A 22164-nucleotide genomic window follows, 5' to 3' on the forward strand; every position below is an offset into this window, starting at 1 on the left:
TTACTTTTACTTTTCGGGTCATATTTATACCTATAAGATTTTGCTTAATTATAAGCTATAAATCTCTACAGTTTTATTAGACCACTACAATACCATTTTGCGACGGGAAAATATTTATAGCCATCATGGTAATAAATACTGGAGTAACGTTGATCCGCAACATCTTTATCAGCGTAAAGGTCAAATTGCCGTCACCCTGGTTGACCAACAAGATAGTGAAACTTTCGTTGAACAGGAAGCCAATCGCTGTCTGGAATGTAATTATATTTGCAGTAAATGTGTTGATGTCTGCCCAAATCGCGCCAATGTTTCGATTGCTATACCTGGCTTTCAAAATCGCTACCAAACGCTGCATTTAGATGCCATGTGCAATGAGTGTGGTAATTGTGCGCAATTCTGTCCCTGGCAAGGCAAACCATACCGAGACAAGGTGACTATCTTTAGCCTGGAAGAGGACTTCATCAACAGTACAAATCCTGGTTTCTGGGCCGAAGGCGATCGGATTTCTGTCCGACTCAATAGCCAAACCTGGCTATTACGCATCAATAACGACAGCCAATTTCAGAAAATACCGCCTGAACTGCACAACATGTGTCAAATCATTAGCCATGTACACAAACATCATCAATATCTATTAACTGATGTGGAGGCCTGATCATGTTAATTTTAAAAAATGCCACCGCGATAGAATTTGAGCCTGCCCGAATAAGAGAAAATATTGATATTGCCATTAAGGATAGCGAAATTCTGGCTATCGGCTCCAATTTGACTGCCCGTTTTCCCGCAGCAAAAATTAAATCGATGCATGGCCGCATTGTTATGCCTGGTATTGTCTGCGCTCATAATCATTTCTATTCTGGCTTATCCCGTGGCACTCTAGCGCAAATCCCTTCTTGCCCAGATTTTATTTCTACTTTAAAAAATCTATGGTGGCGACTGGACAGAGCGCTGGATGAAGAAGCACTTTACTATAGTGGCTTGATTTCCGCACTGGAAGCAATTAAAAGTGGCTGTACTGCCGTTATCGATCATCACGCCTCACCCAATTTTATTCATGGCTCGCTACACACTTTACGTAACGCTTTTTTAAAAGCCGGATTACGCGGCATGACCTGCTTTGAAACCACTGATCGCAATGGTGGCCTAGCTGAACTTGAGGCTGGCATTGAAGAAAATATTAACTTTGCCAAATATATTGATAGCACGAAAGGCAAAGAGCCTTATCTGGTAGAAGCCCACATTGGTGCTCATGCTCCTTTTACCGTATCCAATGACGGACTGGGTCTATTACAAAGCGCCATCAAAGAAACCCAACGCGGTTTGCACATTCATGTGGCAGAAGATCACTATGATGTCTCCCATAGCCATGATAAGTACGGTAAAGATCCCTTACTCCGTTTAGCTGAATACGATCTTATCGATCACAAAACCTTAATTGCTCACGGGCTCTATTTGTCGCCCAACGATATTCAGATCCTCAACCAAAACGATGCTTTTCTGGTGCATAACGCCCGCTCTAATATGAATAATCATGTCGGCTATAACGCGCAATTAGCTAATTATCATAATGTCGCTTTAGGCACAGATGGCATCGGTTCAGATATGTTTGAAGAGTTGAAATTTGCCTTTTTTAAACATCGCGATGCCGGCGGAAAACTATGGCCAGATAGTTTTACTCGCTATCTATGGAGTGGCAATACCTTACTGGCACGCAACTTTAATGCCCAATTTGGCCGGCTAGAAAGTGGTTATAAAGCTGACTTAACAATTTGCGATTATGCAGCACCAACACCACTGCAAGCAGAAAATATCCCAGGACATCTGGCCTTTGGCTTAAGTTCAGCCAGTGTTGATAGTGTAATGATTGACGGGGTTATGGTGTATGAAAATCGACAATTTACTTTCGACCATCAACCTATTTACGCTGAAGCCAGAAAAGTTGCCGCTAAATTGTGGCAGCGCATGGACACACTGCAATAAAAACCTAACACAACAAAAAATAGCGATTAACAGGTGGATTATGATTGAGCAATTTTTCCGACCAACCACCATTGAACAGGCAATGGATCTTAAACGCCGTTTTCAACATCAGGCGGTCTGGTTTGCGGGTGGCAGCAAATTAAATGCCACCCCGACTAAAACTGAACGCAAAATAGCCATTTCGCTACAAAATTTGCCGATGAATAATGTTGATTGGGATAACGGCACATTACGTATTGGCGTATTAACGAAGCTACAGCAATTACGCGATATGCCCTCTATTCCTCAAGCACTGTATAATGCGTTAGGGTTTATCTACTCTCGCCATCTACGCAACCAATCTACGATGGGCGGCGAGATCGCCGCTCAACAAACAGAGTCGTTACTACTTCCGGTTTTACTGGTGTTAGATACAGAAGTAGTCTGTGCCGATGGGCAAATTTTAAGTCTGGAAGATTATTTGGCCACCCCCGATGATCGACTGTTAAGTGAAATTATTATCAAAAAACCTTTTCGCCATTGCGCCACCCGCAAAATCAGTCACTCAGCCGCCGGCTGGTCAGTGATTACGGCAGCAGTGGCTATCACTGATAAGCAACAATACCGCATTGCCCTAGATGGTGTCGGTGAAAAAGCGCGCCGGTTGCCTGCTATCGAATCATTAGCATTGCAAGGAGAAGAGCTGGAGAAAGCGGTCAGTAATGCCATACGGCCAGTCGATAACTTGTTAGGAAGTGCAGCATACCAACGTTACATTGCTGGTATTTTAATAGCTGATCTGTTGACCGATTGCCGGCAAAAAGAGGAGAGAAGCAAATGAGGGTTCGTTTCACGCTAAATGGCTGCCCCAAAGAATTGGAATGCAGAGCAGGTGACAATGTTCAGCAACTACTTTTCAATCTTGGCATGCATTCAGTCCGTAATAGTGATGATGGATTTGGCTTTGCTGGCTCTGATGCTATCTTGTTTAATCATACCATTCATAATGCTTCCCTACTGATCGCTGCTCAACTGGATAACGCCACCATTATGACTGCGGAATCACTGGCTAGTTGGGATCAATTGAGTATTGTGCAGCAAGCCATGATCGATGTCGGCATTGTGCAATCTGGCTACAATGATCCCGCTGCGGCCTTGATTATCACTGATTTGCTAAATCGCATCGCTGATCCTGATCGTGAACAGATCGATGACGCACTACCTGGTTTATTCAGTCGCGATGCCGGTTACCAACAGTTTTATACGGTCGTCGATTTAGCCAAAAACCGGCTGCTCGATCCTGCTCACCAGATAACCGTTGCCCCTATTTTCCGCGACGATTTGGCCCTAATCGGCAAAATCCATCCTAAAACAGACGCGGCCAAAATGGTGCAAGCTAAACCCTGCTACGTCGAAGATCGCATTGCCCACAACGCCTGTGTAATAAAAATGCTACGCAGCCCGCATGCCCATGCTGTCATCAGTCAACTTAATGTCAGCAAAGCCGAAGTCTTACCTGGCGTAATCCATGTCATTACCTACCTTAACTGTCCAGATATCTACTACACTCCTGGCGGACAAAGTGCGCCGGAACCCTCTCCCCTTGATCGCCGCATGTTTGGCAAAAAACTACGCCATGTTGGCGATCGGGTAGCTGCCGTCGTGGCAGAAAATGAGGAGATTGCCTTAGCGGCGTTAAAACTTATCGACGTGGAATATGACGTATTAAAACCGGTCATGTCGATTGACGAAGCGATGGCAGAAGATGCCCCAATTGTCCACGATGAACCGGTTGTCTATATCAACGGCGCTCCCGCTGATCTGGCACAACAAAATCAACACGCCATAAAACGTGGCGAGCAGATGTTTATCAACTTCCCGATCGGTGCCCGCCCGGTCAACAATATTGCGGCCAGTATTCATGGTAGCATCGGTGATATTGCTGATGGTTTTGCTAAAGCCGATATGATTATCGAACGTACCTATCAATCTAAACAGGTACAGCAATGCCCTGCCGAGCCACACATTTGCTATAGCTATATGGACGGTGATCGCTTAGTGATCCATGCCTCAACCCAAGTCCCCTGGCACCTACGCCGCCAAGTTGCACGTATCGTCGGGCTAAAACAGCATAAAGTCCATGTCATTAAAGAACGCGTCGGGGGCGGCTTTGGTTCCAAACAAGATATATTGTTAGAAGAAGTTTGTGCTTGGGCGACCTGCGTAACGGGCAGACCAGTCTACTTCCGTTATAGCCGTGAAGAAGAGTTTATTGCCAATACCTCACGCCACGTGGCGAAGGTAACCGTTAAACTGGGTGCCACCAAAGAGGGAAAACTTACCGCGATTGACATGAATTTCCGCGCTAATACGGGCCCCTATGGCAATCATGCGCTAACCGTACCCAGTAATGGCCCGGCGCTATCACTGCCTCTCTACCCCTGCGACAATGTTAATTTTCAAGTCACCACTTACTACAGTAATATCTGCCCGGCCGGTGCTTATCAAGGCTATGGTGCGCCAAAAGGTAATTATGCGCTCACAATGGCGATGGCTGAATTGGCGGAAAAATTAGGTATTGATCAACTGGATATGATTGAACTTAATCGGGTACAAGAAGGTCAAGAGTTGAAGATCCTCGGTGCCATCGGCGAAGGAAAAACACCCACCAACGCCCCAACTGCCGCCAGTTGTGCCTTAGCACCGATCCTGGCTAAAGGACGCCAATTAATTGACTGGCATGGGCCGAAACCCGTTGCCGACGATTGGCGGATCGGTAAAGGTGTGGCCATTATTATGCAAAAATCAGGTATTCCGGAAATTGATCAGGCAAATTGCATGATCAAGCTAGAATCTGACGGCACTTTTATTGTCCATTCTGGCGGTGCCGATATTGGTACCGGTTTAGATACCGTGCTGGCAAAACTGTGTGCCGAAGTATTATGCTGCCCGCTGAACGAAATCCATGTCATCTCTGGCGATACCGATCACGCTCTGTTTGATAAAGGCGCTTATGCCTCATCCGGTACCTGCTTCTCAGGTAATGCGGCCAAAAAAGCGGCGGAAAATTTACGCGAAAAAATACTTTTTTACGGTGCTCAATTACTCAACGAACCCAAAGAAGATGTTTCTCTGACTTATCCAGGTATCATCCGTGGTAAACAGGGTCAAATCAGTTATGGCCAAATCGCCCATCAAGCGGAAACTGGCACTGGATTTGGTGTACTGGTAGCAACCGCTAGCTATGTCACCAATGATTTTGCCTTTCCATTTGGTGCCAATTTTGCCGAAGTCGCAGTCAATCTACGCACTGGCCAAATTCGGCTTAACAAATTCTACGCCCTGCTCGATTGTGGCACCCCGATTAACCCGGATTTAGCGCTTGGTCAAATTTATGGTGCAACATTACGCGCCATCGGTCACAGCCTAACCGAAGAGATCCAATATGATAGCCAAGGTATTCCTCTAACGCGTGATCTCCGCAGCTACGGCGCACCAAAAATCGGTGATATTCCGGCGGACTTTGGCGCTTTTCTGGTTCCCAGTGACGACCCGGTTGGGCCGTTTGGTGCCAAATCTATCTCGGAAATTGGCGTTAATGGCGCCGCACCGGCTATCGCCACTGCGATCCATGATGCCTGTCATATTTGGTTACGGGATTGGCCATTTACGCCAGAGAAAATATTAACTGCCTTAGGAAAATTGTAATTGATTGAGGCTGCTCAAACAGCCTCTCACTCACCCTACAACAATCAATTAACTATTTTAATCCGCTTCACTTAGCTGACAAATAACCGTAGCAAGCGAATATGGTCATTTTTTGCTCACCAGCCAGCAGCAAAATCAGCTCAGATTGTCACTATAAAAAATAGGTCTGCTACGATGGATAAAAATAACCTAAATGACTCAAACGCCTTCACCACTCATGCGATCCGATTAATAACACCTCCATCCTGCGCCTATTTGCTCAAACTCGCAACGGGATGACTAAAAACTGCCTAACGCGGCTAAACGACACATTAAATTGTTCACTCGCAAACTCATCGCCTTTCAGCTAATCACTATAAGAGGTCATCACTATGTCTACCAATTTACCAGAGGCACCAAGCGAAACACAGACGACAACAGCGCTGGCAACATTTTTCAAAATTACTGAACGTAACAGCAATGTTCGCCAGGAAATTTTAGCGGGCATCACCACTTTTCTAGCCATGGTTTATTCGGTAATTGTTATTCCAAACATGTTGAGCCAGGCGGGTTTTCCACCTGACACCACCTTCACTGTCGTCTGTTTAGTTGCCGGTCTTGGTTCATTATGGATGGGGCTATGGGCAAACTTACCGATGGCGATAGGCTGCACCACTTCAATGTGCGCGTTTACCGCTTTCAGTCTGGTACTAGGACAACAAATTAGTATTCCAATTGTACTTGGCATTGTTTTCGTCATGGGGGTTTTTCTTGCCATTATCTCAATCGCCGGCATCCATACCTGGATATTACGCAATTTACCGCAAGGGATTGCTCATGGTACCGCTATCGGCATCGGACTGTTTATTCTCCTTATTGCCGCTAATGGCGTTGGATTAATTAGCAAAAATCCGCAAACTGGATTACCCGTTGCCCTTGGCGCTTTTACCTCATTCCCTGCCATTATGTCACTAGTAGGCCTGGCTATTATTTTTGGTCTAGAAAAACACCGCATACCAGGCAGCATTTTATTGGTAATTGTTGGCATCTCTATTGTCGGACTGATATTTGATCCCAACATCCAATTTCAAGGCTTATTTGCCCTACCCAAACTGACAGATAATAGTGGACAATCACTAACTTTTAGTCTGAACATTGGTGCTGCCTTACAGCCGCAAATGTTACCCTATGCATTAGCACTTATTATCACCGCCATATTTGATGCGACCGGCACCCTACGCGCAGTAGCCAGTCAAGCCAACTTACTGGATAAAGATGATAAAGTTATCAATGGCGGAAAAGCATTTACTGTTGATTCGCTAAGTGCGATTTTTGCTGGCTTAATGGGCACATCCCCCGCTGCGGTATATCTAGAATCAACCACAGGCACAGCCGCTGGCGGCAAAACCGGCTTAACCGCCGTGATGGTTGGTATGCTTTTTTTATTGATGATATTTTTAGCGCCGCTATCACGGTTAATTCCTCATTACGCCACCGCGCCAGCGCTAATGTATATTGGCTTGCTGATGCTACAGAATGTGTCAAAACTCAACGGCAACGATTTTGTTGACACCATGTCTGGCTTAGTATGCGCGGTTTTTATTGTTTTCACTTGCAATATCGCAACGGGGCTCATGTTTGGCTTTATGACGCTGGTTATCGGCCGTATTTTTGCCAAAGAATGGCATCGGCTCAATACCAGCACCCTGATCCTAACCCTGCTATTGGTCATTTTTTACTATGGTGGCTTAGCGATTTAATTTTTTTTCCGAATCTTCTGGCAGATTCGGAAAAATCTTCTCGCTGGCTGAAGGACTTTGTTATCGCAACAATATTACAGATTATTATCCATATTAAAATCAAATCTGCAGTCACTTTATGTGTCAATTTTTGTTCAAACTGACCATTTCACAAGCCTGGCAGCGATAACCACACTCTAAATGTGCGTATATTATTGTTATAAGCCATTGATTAATAAAATAAAATAAGGTCTGACCAGCTTGGTTATTTTGTTAATCAATAGGATAAAAAAGATATTATTTTAATCTAAAAATAGAAACAATTTGATGATAAGTTTTTATTCGCTAACGGTGGCTTAATCGTCCAATAGGTTGCCCGTATTTAAGCTATTAAGAGCGCATTTTAATAACAATTTTTAACCATTCAAATCTACAAACAGAAAGCAAAAGGGTTCCAGATTACGGCTTATCAATAGCAATAATTATAAAATAAGAAACCTCATAAGCACGAAAGGGAGCAATCAAAAATTAATAGTTTTTAATTTATAAATTGGAGACAGTTAGAATTATGGATAATTTCTTATATGGAAAAAATAAAGGGTGGAACAGCGTTAAAAATTTACTTAATTATCAAAAAAATAATGCTCAATTAATTTACAACAACAAACCATCTTACGATATCGATAAAGCGGCAGAACATCTCTCAAGAGACGCTTATAATCAAGAATGGGCAAAAAAACATACAAACAGTGAACCGTTAACGATTACTTACACTTTTACCAATTGGCAAAAACATTCGCCAGGATCATATCAAGGTGTCTATAACCCAAAAGGCCTAACCCCATATCAGCAAAAACAGGCCAAACTTGCCTTACAAGCCTGGGAAGATGTGGCTAATATAAAACTGGTTAAAGTCGATTCGAGGGAAAAGGCCATGATCGACTTTGGTTATTATGATGGTTACGTGTCTGAGCAAGCCCATACCCAGATCAACACATCCTCCCATTGGAATTAGGCTACTAATAGTTTCGATACCAATATCAAAAATACCGTCTGGTGCAACAGCAATAGTACTTCCAACCTAAAACACCCCACGCTAGGAGAGTATGGCCGTAGCACTTATATTCATGAAGTAGGACACGCATTAGGATTACCCCATCCCGGTGACTATAATTCTATGAATGGCGGTTATCAATACAATGCTCAATATAAGGAAGACTCACGTCAATTCAGTGTCATGAGTTATTGGTCGGAAGCTGAAACCGGCGGTGACAACCACTTTCATTACTCTGCTGCGCCACTACTGCATGATATTGCCGCCATCCAAAAAATTCATGGCGCCAATACTACCACTCGAACTGACAATAACGTTTACGGATTTAACTCCAACACCGATAGAGATTTTTATACCCTCACCGACAGAAACCAGAAAGCGATTTTTTGTGTCTGGGATGGCGGCGGTAACGACACCCTAGATTTTTCCAAATATTCTCAAAATCAACGCATTAACTTAAATGAAGGTTCTTTTTCCGATGTTGGTGGCTTAAAAGCCAATGTTTCCATCGCGCAGCACACTACGATTGAAAATGCGATAGGCGGTTTGGGTAATGACGTGATTGTCGGCAACGATGCTGACAATATCCTTGAAGGGGGTAAGGGTGACGATATCATCTATGGCGGCAAAGGCAGAGATATGTTATGGGGTGGCAATGGTAATGCTATCGCGCCCAACAAAAAAACAGATGGCTCACTAACTGATGACTCACTAACTAACGAAGTGGACGATCCGATTGATGATCAAGTGCCGCTAGACGATTCTTATGATAATGACGTCACCAATCCTTGCTGGACAACCTCACCATGGGCAGAATACAACGGAAATTCTTACTGTCCTTGGACAAAGCCATCGTGCAACAATAATGGTTATCTTTCATCATATTATTCAGCACCAATGTTCAATGGCTTTACTTATAGCTATAACTCGCCTTGGCAATATTACGGCAACAATATGTTTTATAATGCCGCCTACCCTAATCAACAAGGTTATTGCAATAACAACAACTATGGTTACTGTAAACAACCAGCAACATTCTTTTGGCAACCAGACAATGCTAACCCGATTATTGATAATTATAGTGGGGGTAATAATAGTTTCTATTATTACAATGACAAAAAAGCGTCAAAAATTAGCAATAGTAGCGACAAAGATATCTTTGTTTTTGCCAGCATCGAAGATTCGCCTTTTAGCAATCCAGATGTAATCATGGATTTTGAAACCGGCATTGATAAAATTGATCTGTCTGGCATTATATTGCTTAATGCTGACCATTACCGTATTCTCCCCCATTTGGTCGACCACCTGCCGCAAAAAATCGGCGAAATGCAATTGACTTATGATAAGGAATTTAACTTAAGTCACCTGGAGTTAAATGCTGACAATGATGACACTCCCGATTTTGCGCTGGATATCTATGGCGTTGTCAAAGAAAGCGATTTTATGCTGGCATAATTGTAAAACGGTGAGCTTGGCTCACCGTTTTTTGGATGCTGCTGTGATTAATTCCCCTCTTGGCAAAAAATACCTTCCTTGCTGGCCGTATTAATAATAGCCATTACGGTTATTTTTACGGCTATATGATGAGAGAAATTGATCTATTTTACTGGTTAGCTTACCTTTAGCAGGGTAAAATAACGTGCTCGGCGACTTATAAATAAGATGAAAAAGTAGAGCTATGCTTTAGCTGACTTTGCTAGCCATGAAATGCTCATTTGGTAATTGAAAGCAACCACCGCCAATCATAATTTACTTTAGTGGGCAAATAGTAAAATTAGACAACTTACTATCGATTATCAGCTATTTCTATTGGACATGTTAGTTAAGAGGATCCTATGTCAGTACCTACTTATGACAAATTCATTGAGCCGGTATTGAGAGTTCTACAAAAGTATCCAAACGGGCTACCGGCAAAAGAAGTACACGAATACGCTGCTGATTTTCTGGGGCTAAACGATGAACAACGTGCTAAATTTATCGCCAGTGGTCAACTCATTTATAAAAACCGAGCCGGATGGGCACACGATCGTCTGAAAAGAGCCGGACTTTCTCAAAGTCTATCTCGCGGAAAATGGTGTTTAACCGACAAAGGTTTTCAATGGGCTGTGCAACACCCCTCTCCTTTAGATAAAAAACTGATTGATCATATTACTTTTGATTTCGTCGATATTTCCCTTAAAAACAATACAGATATTACGCCACTAAATACTAATATTCCTCCATCAACAAAGATTACTGCTTATGAAACCAGCAGCCCTGATGATCGACTTGATGATGCCTATCAAGAAATTCGTCATGCTGTTGCTGAAGAACTACTCAATAACCTCCTACAAGTCTCTCCTAACCGCTTTGAAATCATTGTTCTCGACATTCTCCACCAACTCGGTTATGGCGCTAATCGTGAGGATTTACAGCGCGTTGGTAATAGCGGGGATGGTGGCATTGATGGAATCATTTCATTAGATAAACTTGGATTAGAAAAAATCTATGTGCAAGCTAAACGCTGGCAATCTACTGTTGGTAGGCCTGATTTACAAACCTTCTATGGTGCTCTAGCGGAGCAAAAAGCCAAAAGAGGCATATTTATTACAACATCCTCATTCACGACGCACGCTGTAAACTTTGCAAAATCGGTTGCAGGAATGGTACTTGTTGATGGTAACCGTTTAGTAAATCTGATGATAGATAATGAAATTGGCGTAAGTTCCAGAATTATAAAATTACCAAAAATAGATACCGATTATTTTGAATAAGTCAGTTATCTAACCTTATCCTGACTGACTTAAAATGTTAAGATTAAAAAATCAAGCAATATTCCAATGCGCCCCTAACATTTGACTGTGGCATGAAACAAACCTAACTTAAAATTAGAAAAAACCAACCGCTAGCCCAGTTTACCTTGCTACCATATAATTATTTTTCATTAAGCTATTTTTTTGTTGCCTATTGGTATCAACCGCTAAAATAATTGCATCATATTTATTTTATCTGGAGTTTTTATTCAGTTTTATGTAATAAATGTAAATACCCCCCCGCTATATCACAAATAACGTTATTTCTTATTTACGCAATTAGCCATTATTTTATTAAGCAGACATGGGCAGAATACTAATTCACTGCTCACTTATCATGAGTGCTTGTTAATATTTTTTATCAGATTTTAGTTAATATTTTATTTCCATCGGTATTGCAGATAATAAAAAACTAAATTTTATAGTCGTCTGATCTTGCTAAAGGTAATAGATAGTGACTTTTTATTGCTATTTTTTAATCGGCGATCGCATTATTTTTTTATTCATATTGCTTATTAGATAGGTATTTATATGGCTGAAATTTAAGCAATGGATTATTTTGATTATTCAGATAAATTCATTAATCTGCCTAATGCTAGATTAACTGTTTTATTAAAAAAATAAATCAATAAAAACAAAATGTTATATCAATTTGCTGCAATAACAAACAAATAATTTATTAGAAAAATTTCCATTATGTCCAGAATTTATTTATATTAAGACGCTATCCTACAAGGAATAAATAGATTATTTATAGGTAATTCATGAGTATTATTGAGTCCTATCGGCGGGAGGAAATAATGGATGTGAAAATATCACCTCAGCTGATTGCTATGTTTGAAAACAATAGTGATCCGTGGGGAATAAAAGTTTTTGACGGCGACCAATCTATTCATTTTTATAGTAATCCACAAAACTATCGGTTATTTAACTTACCGACAAATTTTGACTTATACGGCAAAACAGATAGCGAAATACCCCATGCCATTTCTGAATTCTCAGAATATTTTCAAGCCCATGATTTTGAAACCTTGAAACAAAAAAGAAATATTGTTTCGATTGATATTTATCCTTATGGCGAAGATTCGTTATTACAACCTTACGTTTGTGAAAAATTCCCGTTTATTATTGACGGAGAGTGTGTTGGCGTTATATTTCATTCAAGAAAAATGGAATTACTCCCTTTTAGGATATTTAAAAATTTTGGTAAAATTAATGATACAACAGCAACAGATTGTCACATTGAAACTAAATTTACCAAAAAAGAATTTGAAGTTATGTTTCTTGTCGCACATTCATTTAACCCAAAAGAAATTTCTAAAATACTTTGTGTTAGTTATCATACCGTTAACAACAAATTACAATCTATCTACCAAAAATTGGGGATTAGCTTTCGGGAACAACTTATAGAATATTGTATTAATAAAAATATTCATAATAAAATACCGATGCGATTCCTCAGACCCCGCAGCTATTTATTTAACTAAATAATATAGAGAAATATAGATATGGACAAAGAACACTCACTTGAAAGGATTCCACCTTTAGCACGCTCTGATTTATTTTCTGTTGTTTTAATTCGTATCGGCGCCAATACCTCACTCTCGCAGTTTATCCTGGGTGCAACATTAGGCCATGCAATGACATTTTGGCAGGCAATGTTAGCAACGCTACTGGGTAGCTTAATTCTTGAGTTTATAGGCCTAGGATTGGGACTTATCGGATGTCGGGAAGGATTACCGACCAGTATGTTGTCAAGATGGTGTGGCTTTGGCCGAATAGGCTCTGCCATGATTGGATTTGCTATTGCAATAAGTTCGCTCGGCTGGTTCGGTGTACAAAATGGCGTTTGTGCCAAAGCATTAGAATATGCATTAAATGGCAAGCTTGATTTCGGTTGGTGTGCCACCATTTCAGGCCTATTTATTACCGTATTAGTTGCTTTTGGATTCAAAGGATTAAGCCTAACCGCCAAAATAGCGGTACCTTTATTTTTTGCGGTTATGATTTGGGTAACATTTAATACATTAACGGCAATGGACATTCAAGCATTAATCAATATTATTCCAGCAGAGAAGGACACGATGACCTTAAGCGCTGGGGCAACCATGGTCGCCGGTGGCTGTATTGTGGCAATGTTAACAACCCCTGACATTAGCCGATATTGTCAGACTTCAAAAGATGTTTTTTGGATGTTAACAATTTCCATTATTGTTGGTGAATTTATTGTTAATGGCGTCTCTATCTTGATCGCTAAAGCGATGGGTACCGATGATGTGGTTAATATCCTTATACAAAATGCAGGCTGGATCGGCGTAATTTGTACCATCCTAGCGGTGATCAAAATAAATGATATTAATCTTTATTGTGTCTCTCTTAGCATGAGCAATGTAATTGAATCTATAACCGGTAAAAAAATCAATTATGTTACATTAACGCTAATCGCTGGCAGTATAGGCACTTTCTTTACCGTTATCGGTATCTTAGACAATTTTGTTGAATTCTTAATAATAGCTGGCGTTATTTTCCCACCAATAGCGGGAATTATGCTCACTGACTACTATATCCTGCGTACTAATAGAGATTTGCTTGATTCGACGCGTGAAGAAGGCAAGCTGCCAAATAATGCTGCGACACCATTGATAAATTACACCTCTCTCATCGCTTGGGCTTTAGGCTCTATTGCCGGAATGACTATGACTATGGGAATCCCATCAGTTAATTCGATATTTATCTCTGCTGTGATATATTTCTGCTTATCTATTTTAAAGCGATTTTTCAATAAAATACCCAGAGAGATAAAAAATGATCAAGGTTTCAATAGCTCAGACGGACGCAATTTTAGGTGACAAGGAAAAAAATTTACAATGTTTAGAAAATTATTGCTATCGAGCCAAGGAAAATGATGGGCAAATTATTTGTTTTCCTGAATTAGCGACTACTGGATATTCACCATCATTACTCGGTGAGCAATATTATTCACTGAGTGAAACGGAAAATGAACAGACAGATAAGCTATTTAGCCAATTATCCAGCAAACTTAATTTAGTCATTATTTGCGGTTTTATAGAGCGAGATGATACAACCGGTAAAATTTATAATTCTGCCGGTATTTGGATACCCAATAGAGAAAACTGGTTAGCTGTATATCGAAAAATGCATCTATTTGATAATGAAAAGCGATGGTTTACACCCGGTGATAGCTTGCCGGTTTTTGATATTGGTATCTGTCGTATTGGCATAATGATTTGTTACGATGCAGGATTTCCCGAAGTTGCCAGAATTCTGGCAACTAAACAGGCAGATATTTTATTTATGCCATCAGCTTGGTCAAAACAAGATAAAGATATTTGGTATATAAACACACCTTGTCGCGCACTAGAAAATACCACGCATTTAGTAGCAGTCAATCGATGGGGAAATAAAGGTGATATTAATCTATTCGGTGGTAGTCGAATTATTGACCCAAGAGGAAGAGTTATTGCCAACGCTTCGGAAAAAGCAGAGGATACTCTCTGTTATGAAATAGATTTAACTATGCAAAAAGAGATAAGAAAATCATTAAAATATTTAACGGATAAAAAACCAAGCTATATGCCTTATTTATAATCATCTAAAAGTGTTCTCTTGTATCGCTTTCATATTTTTACACTGTAGTATATGTAGAGCATAAAAACATAATAAAATTAATATAATTATTTATAAATTAATAGCTAAAATGCATATTATTGCTTTTGGCTATTTAAATTTTCTATTTATATTATAAAAAATAGCCTACCTATTAAATTCGTTACCACAAAAAACAAAAATAATAAAGATTAAAAATCAATCTTTATTATAACTTATATTTATTATTTATTTTCTCTAATCAAATTAAATATAATTTATTTATTTTAATTTATAAATATTTATTAATAACATCATATTTATAATAACCATGGCAAAAAGAAATTTCTGGATATTCATCTTTACGATATCTATAACACTGCTTATCTAACAATTTGATTGGTTAAATAACAGTACTAAATAATTTGATACAAAAAAACTGCTCTAATATCTTGATTTTTTATCTCGCATGATTAAATAAAAGTTAGCTTTTTGATTACTAAAAAATAGCACTACTCAATCAATCTTAATGATTTGATCTCTTTTTGATCAGGTTGTATAGGTAAGTGGGTTAGGTTTTAATTTTAGGTTTGCACGTAAATATAATCCTCCAGCAGTAGTTGATTTTTCAGTTTATTTCTAAGCTTTGTCGTCTCTATAGATTTTAAGTTAAGTTTTATTTGAGCAATATTGAAAACTAAATATGTAGCGATTAATCTTGCCTGGCGAGTGTATTCATCTTGGCCAACACGCCTTTATCAACAAACTGATTAGCCGATTTAATCAATTCAATAACCCTGAGTTATCTCCCAAACAAATATGGCTATATTGGTATAATTTGATGCTAAGCTTTCTGTTAGATGATTGGCTTAATCGGTTGAAAATGAAAACTAAAGAACAGCTGGTGATATGGTTGATTATAAGATAAACCATAAAACTATGGATTAACTTAGGTTATGGCTGATTATGTGTTGTTTAGATGACGACAAAGTTAAATAAAGAATTTGCTGCTCAACTATACATCTACTTTATAGCCAACACAAAAATTTAAGTTAATATGAGAAAATATCATATTAAGCTAACTATTCGATTCCTATCACGAAAAAAGGTAACATATTTCGATAAAACTGATGATATGGTAAAACGCCATGAGCCGCTGCCAATTAGCCCGTTTAAAGGGTAAGCATAAAATGCGTATTTTAGATGTTATCCGTAAGATAGATGTTAGCTGTAATACTACCACGCTAATGTACGAAGCGAAGTCTCAGACATTTGCTGTTAATGCGCTTGATAAGCTTTGCATACTGTTTGATTACGGATTAAACGAGTTCTTGGAGAGGGTATCAAGGCAATGATAATGAATAAAAATATCAGCAAATTTACCGAAGATACCCGAGTAAAGATCCCTACAATTCTTCACTTAACAAGGCTAGGTTACAGCTATCTTTCACTAAAAGGACAGAGCTGGGATAAAGTAACTAACATTTTTCCGGAAATCTTTAAAACTTCCATTGCAAGAATTAACACCAATACAAATCCTGATGATATCGCGCGTCTTCTTAAAGATGTGACCCTGCTGCTTGATAATGAAGATTTAGGACGTGCATTTTTCGAAAAACTCACTGATCGTTCTAATGTAAAATTAATTGACTTCGAAAATTTTAATAACAATAGCTTCCATGTTGTCACTGAACTCACTTATGAAAATGGTGATGAAGAGTTTCGTCCTGATATCACCCTGCTGATTAATGGCATGCCGTTAGTGTTTATTGAAGTTAAAAAGCCTAATAATCGAGAAGGTATTCTTGCAGAACGAAATCGTATTAATGAGCGTTTTCAAAATCCGAAATTCAAGCGTTTTGCCAACATTACTCAGTTTATGATTTTCTCCAATAACATGGAGTATGATGATAGCGATCCTGAGCTAATTCAAGGTGCTTTTTATGCCAGTAGTTCATACCACAAACTAGAGTTCAATTACTTTCGGGAAGAGGAACTCTTTAACCTTACCGCATTATTAAAACCATTAATGGACAGTGATGAACTAGCGGTACTGAAAGATAATAACCTTGAGGTGATCCGTACCAGCCCGGAATTTCAAACTAACAAAGATCATAACCGGCCAACAAATCGTATCTGTACCTCCTTGCTGAACAAGGTTGGCATTTATCCTACGTTATGCACTGGCGTATGTTGTAGAACCAGATGGAATACAGAAGCACATCATGCGTTACCCGCAATTATTCGCAACCAAAGCGATAGAGCGCAAACTGAATGAGAAGGTTAAAAAAGGGATTATCTGGCACACTCAAGGCAGCGGAAAAACAGCACTTGCCTACTATAGTGTGCATTTCCTGACCGACTATTTTCAAAAAAAGCAGGTGATCGCTAAATTTTATTTCATTGTCGATCGGCTGGATTTACTACAACAGGCACAGCGGGAGTTTACTGCCCGGGGCTTAACAGTTCACCTCATCAACTCACGGAGCGCCTTCTCCCAGGATATTAAAACCACTCAAGTGATCCACAATCACCAGGGTAAAGCGGAAATAACCGTTGTCAACATTCAAAAATTTCAGCATGAATCGGATGTGGTTGCGAGCAAAGATTATGATCTCAACATTCAACGAGTCTACTTTCTAGATGAGGTTCATCGCAGTTATAACCCCGCAGGTAGTTTTCTGGCTAACTTAAGTCAGTCAGATACCGATGCCATCAAAATCGGCCTAACGGGCACACCATTGCTGGGAACTGACTACAACTCGCGCGATCTGTTCGGCAATTATATCCACAAATATTACTACAATGCCTCTATCGCGGATGGCTATACATTACGCTTGATCCGTGAAGAGATCGCCACCAATTATAGGATCGTCCTGCAACAAGCATTAAAAGACGTTGAAATCCAGATGGGTGACGTCGATCGTAAACTTATTTATGCCCACTCCAGTTTCGTCAAACCCATGTTAGATTACATCATCACTGACTTTGCCAAAAGTCGGGGAGCCTTAAATGATGATACTATTGGTGGTATGGTGATCTGTGACAGTTCAGAACAGGCAAAAAGATGTTTGCGCTCTTCAATGCGCAATATGCTGAAACAACGACAAAAACAGATGAGGAGTTCCCCATTGCTCACGCCGCTGAACCTGAAACGCTCTACCTTTCAACAAAGAGTAAAAAGCAAGACATCAAAAGTGCCGCCTTGATCCTACATGATGTGGGAACAAAGCAACAACGTAAAGAGTGGATGGAAAATTTTAAGGCGGGTAATATCGATCTGCTGTTTGTTTATAACATGCTGCTAACCGGATTCGATGCCAAGCGCCTGAAAAAGCTCTATTTGGGACGCGTGATCCGTAGACATAACCTGTTACAGGCGTTGACTCGAGTTAACCGTACTTATAAAGATTTCCGCTACGGTTATGTAGTAGATTTCGCCGACATTCGTCAGGAATTTGACGCAACCAATAAAGCCTACTTTGAAGAGCTTCAGTCCGAGTTGGGTGATGAGATGGAACATTACTCCCGGCTGTTTAAGTCTCAAGAAGAGATTAAGCAGGAAATTGAACAGATCAAAGACGTCCTGTTCCAATTTGATATCCTGAATGCTGAAATTTTTACCGATCAGATAAGTCAGATTGAAGATCGGCAAACCATGCTGACGTTAAAAAATACGCTAGCTGATGCCAGAAGCCTCTACAACCTAATTCGGCTGCAAGGCAATATTGAGTTACTTCAGCAACTAGATTTCAACAAACTAAACGTCCTATATCGCGAAGCCTGCCACCGCCTGGATTTACTCAATCTGAAAGCAGATTTGGAACAAGGTGTAGATATTTCTGGACTTCTCAATCAGGCTCTAGAAGAAGTTATTTTTGAATTTCACAAAATCGGTGAAGAAGAACTGGTGCTGGCCGACCAACTGAAAGATACTCTGCGCCGGACTCGTGAAGCCTTAGCCAACAATTTTGATCAGCAGGATCCACAATTTATTACTTTAAAAGAAGAACTAGAGCGTCTATTCAAGAAAAAGAAACTCAGCGAAATTACTCAAAACGAAATGGTTGCGAATATTGGTATACTGAATAAAATTCATGGCCGCATCAAAGAGCTGAACCGACGGAACAATCTGCTGCGCGACAAATACCGGGGCGACGTCAAATATGCGCGCACCCATAAACGGTTGCGAGAACATGGACGCCCCAGTGAGCCTGAGCGTAAAATCTACCAAGCACTGCTGAGTGTTAAACTAGATGCGGATAATAAAGTGCTGAATAACAGTAATATTTTAAACAACGAAGGTTACCTTGAACGACAAATGGTGTCATGTGTGATCGCCCACTTTGAAGATGAGCACCATATAAAACTGTCGGCTCAAATGGCAAAGGAGATCAATCGCCTGATTGTCACAGAGTACCTGAACGAATTTAATACCGGAGCACGTACGTGGTAGAATTGGAATTTAGAAACAAAACCAAAGAGCTGATAGACAGCCTGAAAAGTATCTGCGCTAACTACGGCCTTGAAAATGATGGTAATGAATTCAAAATTATTACGCAGACATTTCTGTACAAATTTCTGAACGATAAGTTTGCTTTTGAAGCCAAAAAGGCTGATAAATCTATCGCCAGCGCAGAAAGCAGGGAAACTGCCCTTAGCCAAATGAACGAGGAGCAACTGGACAAACTACAGCAAAAAATGAGCGCTGATACCGCTCATCTGAAGCCACACCATTTTATTCGCTCGCTGTTTAGCCAACAAAACACCGCAGATTTCGCCAAAACTTTTGACGATACCCTGATGGATATTGCTATCACCAATAACGAAGTCTTCGCAGTCAAAACTGACGGCGGTGCAAAAGTGGTGCTATTTGATCGCCTTAGCCAGTATATCGCCGACGAATCGAAACGCGACGATTTCTGCCGAGCAATCATTAACAAATTGGTAGAATTCAGTTTCGAGCGTATTTTTAATCAGAAATTCGATTTCTACGCCACCATCTTTGAATACCTGATCAAAGACTACAACAGCAACTCTGGCGGCAAATACGCCGAATACTACACGCCGCACGCCGTGGCGCATATTATGGCCGAGATCCTAGTGCCAAAAGAACAGCAGGGTAAAGTGCGTGACGTTAGTTGCTACGACCCATCTGCCGGTTCCGGCACCCTTTTAATGAACGTAGCGCATGCCATCGGGGAAGAACGTTGCAGCATTTTTACCCAGGATATCTCACAAAAATCCTCTAGCCTGCTGCACCTAAACCTGATCCTTAACAATTTGGTTCACTCCATTCCAAACGTCATTCAAGGCAATACTATACTGCACCCCTATCATAAAGAGGGTCGGCAGCTGAAACGCTTTGACTATATTGTATCTAACCCACCATTTAAGATGGATTTCAGCGATTTTCGCAACGACCTGGATACGAAAGAAAACCAACAACGTTTTTTTGCTGGGATACCGAAAATTAAAGCCAAAGCCAGGGACAAAATGGAGATTTATCAGCTATTCCTGCAACACATTATCTGGTCACTGAAACCAAACGGTAAAGCGGCGGTAGTAGTACCGACCGGCTTTATTACCGCCCAGTCTGGCATTGACAAAGGCATTCGAGAACATCTAGTTAAAAACAAAATGCTGGCCGGTGTCGTTTCTATGCCATCCAATATTTTTGCTACCACCGGCACCAACGTCTCTATCCTGTTTATTGACAGCAATAACAAAGAGAAAGTAGTGCTGATCGACGCTTCAAATTTAGGTCAGAAGGTTAAAGACGGTAAAAACCAGAAAACGGTGCTAACAGACGAAGAAGAAAAGCACATCTGCCAAGTGTTTAATAACAAGTGGAACGAAGACGATTTCTCCGTGGTGGTTTCTTACGATGAAATCGCGGCCAAAAATTACTCGGTCAGCGCCGGGCAGTATTTTGATGTCAAAATTGAGTATGTCGATATTACACCAGAACAGTTTGCCGAGAAAATGAAAGGGTTTACCGATAATCTGGAGAGTTTGTTCAGTCAGTCCCGTGAGCTGGAAGTGGAGATTAAGAAGCAGTTGGCGGGGTTGAAGTATGAATAAACTACGTACTGTGAAACTCAATGAACTTGCTGCACCTGGCAGATCTATTATATCTGGTCCATTTGGTAGCAATATTGGTCAGCGCTTTTTCCAGGATGTTGGAGTTCCTGTTATCAGAGGGAATAACCTGACGACCGATTTCAAAAAATTTAATGATGAAGGCTTTGTATTTCTATCTGAAGAAAAAGCGAATGAATTGAAAGCTGATGCAATTAGAGGTGATATTTTATTTACTGCTGCGGGCACTATCGGTCAAGTTGGTATGATCCCGCAATCTTCAAAATATGATAGATATGTAATTTCTAATAAGCAATTAAGATTAAGAATCGATCCTGAGAAAGCAGACCCTAACTATGTATATTACTGGCTAGCCAGCCCTTGGATATATAAGACTATCGTTGATAGAAATACAGGAAGCACAGTTCCGCTTATTAACTTGGGAATAATAAAAACATTACCAATTGTTTTACCTGAGGATATTTTTGAGCAAAAGAAAATATCAAAAATATTTTCTTTAATTGACAAAAAAATCGATCTAAACAACCACATCAACACCGAACTGGAAGCAATGGCAAAAACGCTTTACGACTACTGGTTTGTGCAGTTTGATTTCCCGGATGCTAATGGAAAACCATATAAAACCTCTGGTGGGAAGATGGTATATAACTCAATTCTGAAACGGGAAATACCTGAAGGATGGGGGATTTCTAGGGTTGGGTCTGTCACAAAAATTGAACTAGGTGGCACACCATCAACTAAAGTTGACAGTTACTGGGAAAATGCAAATATACCCTGGCTTAGCTCAACTGAAACAGCATCTTTTCCTGTTGTTTCAGCTGAACAGATGGTTACTCAATCTGGAATTGATAATTCTGCTGCAACTTTACTACCTAAAGGAACAGTTGTTATTTCCATCGTTCGTTATATCCGGCCTTCAATATTTGTAATGGTCAACAAATTCTGTAGAAGATCTAAGCGGCATTTTTTAGTTCATGATATTTTTGATGTGGCGTTAAATAACCAATCGTTGAATGGCGTCGATAATAATTGTAAAACTAAATATAATTTTCAACTTCACAGACAACAGATTGATGATTCATAAACGATAAACGGTTAAGTCTTTCTGTCTTTAAACTCCTAAAAAATCTTTCCATCACGGCATTATCGAGGCAATTACCTCGCCGACTCATGCTTTGAGTTATTTTCCGTTCAAAGAGGTGCGCCCTAAACTCCTCCGATGAAT

At 40.2% G+C, this 22164-nt stretch carries 11 protein-coding genes and 5 pseudogenes; 15 read left to right on the top strand and 1 reads right to left on the bottom strand.

The features are described from left to right. Window positions 1-88: 88 nt before the first annotated feature. The 15 genes and pseudogenes from G468_RS0111255 to G468_RS24755 all read left to right on the top strand — a co-directional run. A pseudogene (locus G468_RS0111255) lies at window positions 89-655 on the top strand (putative selenate reductase subunit YgfK); the annotation flags it as partial. Window positions 656-657: 2 nt separating this feature from the next. Next, window positions 658-1980: a putative aminohydrolase SsnA gene (gene ssnA / locus G468_RS0111260; protein ID WP_026823217.1), complete on the top strand. Its 1323-nt coding sequence runs from the start codon at window positions 658-660 to the stop codon at window positions 1978-1980. Between the two features lie 40 nt (window positions 1981-2020). Continuing rightward, window positions 2021-2800, top strand: coding sequence for a molybdopterin-dependent oxidoreductase FAD-binding subunit (gene ygfM / locus G468_RS0111265; RefSeq protein ID WP_026823218.1), 780 nt, complete (start codon window positions 2021-2023; stop codon window positions 2798-2800). Continuing rightward, window positions 2797-5667 (top strand): molybdopterin-dependent oxidoreductase Mo/Fe-S-binding subunit, encoded by a 2871-nt coding sequence (locus G468_RS0111270; protein WP_026823219.1) that lies wholly within the window; start codon window positions 2797-2799, stop codon window positions 5665-5667. The genes ygfM and G468_RS0111270 overlap by 4 nt, the downstream gene beginning before the upstream one ends. A 371-nt stretch (window positions 5668-6038) precedes the next feature. Then, window positions 6039-7406, top strand: a complete 1368-nt coding sequence (locus G468_RS0111275) for an NCS2 family permease (protein ID WP_026823220.1) — start codon at window positions 6039-6041, stop codon at window positions 7404-7406. A 547-nt stretch (window positions 7407-7953) separates the two neighbouring features. Beyond that, the gene (locus G468_RS22480) at window positions 7954-8400 is read left to right on the top strand and encodes a zinc metalloprotease (RefSeq protein ID WP_051297055.1); all 447 of its coding nucleotides are present in this window, start codon (window positions 7954-7956) and stop codon (window positions 8398-8400) included. A 324-nt stretch (window positions 8401-8724) separates the two neighbouring features. Then, window positions 8725-9894, top strand: a pseudogene (locus G468_RS22485) (M10 family metallopeptidase C-terminal domain-containing protein); the annotation flags it as partial. 380 nt (window positions 9895-10274) lie between these two features. Beyond that, window positions 10275-11192, top strand: coding sequence for a restriction endonuclease (locus G468_RS0111285; RefSeq protein WP_026823221.1), 918 nt, complete (start codon window positions 10275-10277; stop codon window positions 11190-11192). An 839-nt stretch (window positions 11193-12031) separates the two neighbouring features. After that, window positions 12032-12718 (top strand): PAS and helix-turn-helix domain-containing protein, encoded by a 687-nt coding sequence (locus G468_RS20600; protein ID WP_051297057.1) that lies wholly within the window; start codon window positions 12032-12034, stop codon window positions 12716-12718. A gap of 21 nt (window positions 12719-12739) precedes the next feature. Continuing rightward, window positions 12740-14080: a purine-cytosine permease family protein gene (locus G468_RS20605; RefSeq protein WP_051297058.1), complete on the top strand. Its 1341-nt coding sequence runs from the start codon at window positions 12740-12742 to the stop codon at window positions 14078-14080. Further along, on the top strand, window positions 14037-14840 hold the full coding sequence (locus G468_RS0111300) for a nitrilase-related carbon-nitrogen hydrolase (RefSeq protein ID WP_026823222.1): 804 nt from the start codon (window positions 14037-14039) through the stop codon (window positions 14838-14840). The genes G468_RS20605 and G468_RS0111300 overlap by 44 nt, the downstream gene beginning before the upstream one ends. 1145 nt (window positions 14841-15985) lie before the next feature. Then, entirely contained in the window at window positions 15986-16192 is a 207-nt protein-coding gene (locus G468_RS0111305; RefSeq protein ID WP_026823223.1) for a helix-turn-helix domain-containing protein, read from the top strand. A gap of 2 nt (window positions 16193-16194) precedes the next feature. Beyond that, window positions 16195-19293, top strand: a pseudogene (locus G468_RS25355) (type I restriction endonuclease subunit R). Beyond that, window positions 19287-20921: an HsdM family class I SAM-dependent methyltransferase gene (locus G468_RS0111315; RefSeq protein WP_026823224.1), complete on the top strand. Its 1635-nt coding sequence runs from the start codon at window positions 19287-19289 to the stop codon at window positions 20919-20921. The pseudogene G468_RS25355 and the gene G468_RS0111315 overlap by 7 nt, the downstream one beginning before the upstream one ends. Further along, window positions 20914-21828 (top strand): annotated as a pseudogene (locus G468_RS24755) (restriction endonuclease subunit S); the annotation flags it as partial. The gene G468_RS0111315 and the pseudogene G468_RS24755, both read left to right, overlap by 8 nt. A gap of 64 nt (window positions 21829-21892) precedes the next feature. Here the strand turns inward: G468_RS24755 and G468_RS25360 are convergent. After that, a pseudogene (locus tag G468_RS25360) lies at window positions 21893-22164 on the bottom strand (integrase core domain-containing protein); the annotation flags it as partial.

The sequence above is a fragment of the Arsenophonus nasoniae DSM 15247 genome, assembly GCF_000429565.1.
In the GTDB taxonomy this organism is placed as follows: domain Bacteria; phylum Pseudomonadota; class Gammaproteobacteria; order Enterobacterales; family Enterobacteriaceae; genus Arsenophonus; species Arsenophonus nasoniae.